The organism is Thermotoga sp., assembly GCF_021162145.1.
Lineage (GTDB): Bacteria > Thermotogota > Thermotogae > Thermotogales > Thermotogaceae > Thermotoga.
Genome location: NZ_JAGGZH010000036.1, coordinates 1 through 3940, shown reverse-complemented (window position 1 = coordinate 3940; position 3940 = coordinate 1). Strand labels below are relative to the sequence as shown.

Genomic DNA, 3940 nt, shown 5'->3' with positions numbered 1-3940 from the left:
GGGACTCTACTATATATTCGAAGGTATGAAAGATGCAATCAAGGGAAATATAGAAGTGAACCTCGAACAGGTAGAACAAGCTTCGGTGGAAGATCTTAAGAGGATGGCACTGGAAGAGATAGCGAACCAGTACTGTACAGAGGTGGTCGTTCGGAGAAAACGTGTCTTAGAAAAGTCCGAACTGGAATCCTTCCTGAATGAGATCGGAGATTCTGTCGTCCTCGTAGAACAGAGCGACCTTTTCAGATTACACGTGCACACGAATCATCCAGGCCAGGTGCTTGAGAAAGTACTGGAGTTCGGTGAAATAATGAAAGTAAAGGTGGACAACATGAAACTTCAGCACGAACACATCCTATCCGTCCAAGTCGAAAAAGAAATAGGAGTGGTTGCAGTTTCTCCAGGAAAAGGGATTTCGGAGATCTTGAAAAGTTTAGGCGTGGACGAGATAGTACTGGGCGGCCAAACGATGAACCCCAGCTTTGCCGACTTGAAAGCGGCGGTGGACAAGACACACGCGAAAGTGGTCTTCCTCTTCCCGAACAACGTGAACGTCCTTCTCACGGCAAAACAGGTGGCGGAATCGGTGGGTGGCAAAAGAGTGATCGTTGTACCATCCTCACACGTTCAAGAATGCGTCGCTGCAATGGTGGAATACGATCCCGACGAGAATCCTGACGAGCTCAAGAAAAGGTTCGAAGAGGCAATAGACCAGTGTGTGCCAATTTCTATCACAAGGGCAGTCAGGGACTCCAGATACGGAAAAAGGCGTATAAAGAAGGGGGAGTACCTCGTTTTTGTGAGAAAAGAACTCGTGACACACGGATTCAACCTCGTGAAGACGCTGAAAGATGTTCTGGAGAAAGAAAACGCCAGGGAAAAGGAGATTCTCACTGTTTTCCTTGGTGACAACTATCGAAAGGCTGAGCTTGAAAAGATACAAAGCTTCATAGGAGAAGAGTTCCCGAATCTGGATCTCGAGATCCACGAGGGAGGGCAACCCCATTATCCATTTTTGATGCTTTTGCAATGAGGGGTGAAAGCATAAGGGCGATTGTGTATCTTCCGCTCGATCCAGACAAAGCGAAACAGAACAACCTACCAGTGAAACTCCCCGTACTGGCAGAAGATCTCCCCAGGATAGTGGAGGAAGATCGTATTCCTCTTGATGTGGTTTTAAGGGGGCTTGAAGCACAGTACGAGGTATCGAAGGACGAATATTACAGGTCTTACTATGTATTCTTCCTCTACGAGAAATTCAAGGAACTCCTTCGTGAGCAAAAACTCGACGAGGCAGAAAAAGTTCTGGAAAAAGCAAAAGAGGTTCAGTACGACTACCGCTACCACTTTTACAGGGGGCTTCTCCTCAAACACAAGGAAGATCTTGGTGAAGCCGAAGTGGAGATGCGAGTAGCAATATCGATGAAGGAAGACTTCGCTCCAGCCTATTTCGAACTGGCGAACATATTGAAAGAAAAGGGCGAAACAGAAGACAGCATTCTTTTCTACGAAAAAGCCTATGAAACCAACAAAGAGTTCCTGCTTCCACTTCTGAAGAAGGGTGACCTTCTTCTCGAAGAAGGAAGGTTCGAGGAAGCTCTCGAGGAGTACAAAAGGATTCTCGAAAAAGACCCGAACTTTACGGAAGTATATGAAAGACTCGGTGTCATTCACAATCAGCTTCAGCGTTTTAAGGAGGCGGAAAAATTCTTCAGGAGGGCATTGGAGGTAGAACGAAAAGACCACGTGGAGTTCAACCTCTCTTACACCCTGATAAAGCTCGGTAGATTGTTCGAGGCACTGGGGATTTTGAAAAGACTCTATGAAAAAATACCTGACGATCCCATGTTGGCAAACGAGTACGGGCTTCTTCTCAAGACACTCGGTTTGTACGAAGAAGCTCTCGAAGTGTTTGAAGGGGCTTACAGCAGGCACAAAGACGAAGAGATATTGAAGTACAACTATGCAACGATTCTTCTTCACTTTGACAAGGAAAAAGCCATCTCCGCTTTGTCAGAGATCACTGGGGAACTCAAAGAGAGAGCAGAGCACATGATTGCCCTGGCAGAAAACGAAGTGAGTGTACCATCCCTTGAAGAGTTCGAGTGGCTGAGGGATTATTTCTACGAAGGCACCATCGATGTAGTTTCTCTGGCCGAAGATTTGGTCTCTTCAAACGAAGAAGTCCAAAAGAGAATCGAGATACTCAGAGAAGGGCAATTCCCGTTTTACGATACAACGATCGATACGTCTGAGATGATCGAAACCATGATGGGTGTCATCTTCGAGTCACCCGATATATTCAAGATGGAAGAAAACATTGTGAAGTTCTCCTCGGCATTTTTTGGTAGTTCGATCATGATCGCCTCAAGCCTTGTCCTGCTCCGAATCGTACAGTTCCTCCTGGTGTTCGAAGATCTGCTCATGGATGATCTGTTGAAAGAGTTAGTAGCAGAAACTCAAGACATAAACTGGCGATTTTCTTTGAGAATAGCCAGATTCAGACATGCAGACAAGTTCAATTTTGAAAGGCTCTCCGATCTCACAATAGCACTTCTTCAATCCCTGGAGCAGGGCGTTCCCGTTGCCGCCGATGACAGACTGGAATACGTGATGGAAAAACTACACGTAAAGGAGGGATAGCGATGTTCAATAAACAGGAATTCGTCTCAAAACTCGTGACAGCAAACGATACAAAGATAGTCCTGCTCGTGATGGACGGGCTCGGAGACATCCCTGTAAACGGTAAAACACCTCTTCAGGCAGCCAACACACCGAATCTTGACAGTCTGGCAAAAGAGAGCGATCTCGGTCAGACCATTCCCGTTCTTCCCGGTATCACTCCAGGGAGCGGTCCTGGACACCTCTCTCTCTTCGGATACGACCCCATAAAGTACCAGATAGGAAGAGGCATCCTTGAAGCACTGGGTATAGGCGTGGAAGTCGGAGAAAAGGACGTTGTCGCAAGGGCAAACTTCGCAACGTGGGATGGAAACGTAGTACTTGACAGAAGGGCGGGAAGGCCCGCCACGGAAGAATCTGCCAAGGTGGTTCAGCTTCTTTCGGAAAAGATCAAGAAAATCGAAGACGTGGAGATCACTTTTTATCCTGGGAAGGAGCACAGATTCGTTGTGAAGTTCACTGGTGAGGGGCTTGGCGACAGAGCAACGGACGCGGATCCTCAGAAAGAAGGTCATCCCATGGTCTGGGCAGAGGGACTGGACGAACCTTCAAAAAAGACAGCGAGGATCGCGAACGAATTGATCAAAAAGATAGCAGAAGTCTTGAAAGACAACAAAAAAATAAACTTTGCTCTCATAAGAGGTTTCTCCAAGTATCCTGACCTTCCCAAGTTCCCAGAGGTCTACAAGATGAAAGCCGGCGCGATAGCAACCTATCCGATGTACAGGGGTCTTGCAAAACTCGTGGGTATGGAGATCATTGAGACAGGGCAAACCGTCGCCGATGAGATCAACACCTTAAAGGAAAAATGGAATGACTACGACTTCTTCTATGTTCATGTGAAGAAAACGGATTCCTACGGTGAGGACGGAAAATACGAGGAAAAGGTGAAGGTGATAGAAGAAGTTGACAAAGTGATACCGGAGATCCTGTCGTTGAATCCCGATGTTCTCGTGGTCACAGGTGACCATTCCACACCTGTTCCATTGAAGGCTCATAGCTGGCACCCCGTTCCTCTTCTCATCTGGTCCAAGTACACGAGGGGAGGCCTTTCGAATGCCTTCAACGAGTTCGAGTGCGTGCGGGGAACACTTGGAACGATCCACGCCAGTGACGTCATGACGCTTGCTCTCGCGTACGCCGGAAGACTGGAAAAGTTTGGAGCATGATGCTGATCTTCTTCTCTCTGTGCTTGGGGGCGCTCATGGGCGCCCTCTTTCGTTTTCCCTGGTACGTGCTTTTCCCCATTGTACTCCCG

Annotated in this window: 2 protein-coding genes and 1 pseudogene; all 3 read left to right on the top strand. The window is 47.5% G+C overall.

The genetic code is table 11. From position 1 onward, the window contains the following. Window positions 1-1033: pseudogene (locus J7K79_RS02905) on the top strand (DAK2 domain-containing protein); the annotation flags it as partial. Then, window positions 1030-2643 (top strand): tetratricopeptide repeat protein, encoded by a 1614-nt coding sequence (locus J7K79_RS02900; protein ID WP_296904995.1) that lies wholly within the window; start codon window positions 1030-1032, stop codon window positions 2641-2643. The pseudogene J7K79_RS02905 and the gene J7K79_RS02900, both read left to right, overlap by 4 nt. A 2-nt stretch (window positions 2644-2645) precedes the next feature. Further along, a complete protein-coding gene (locus J7K79_RS02895; RefSeq protein ID WP_296904993.1) occupies window positions 2646-3851 on the top strand; it encodes a 2,3-bisphosphoglycerate-independent phosphoglycerate mutase in 1206 nt (401 codons plus the stop codon). The last annotated feature ends 89 nt before the right edge of the window (window positions 3852-3940 follow it).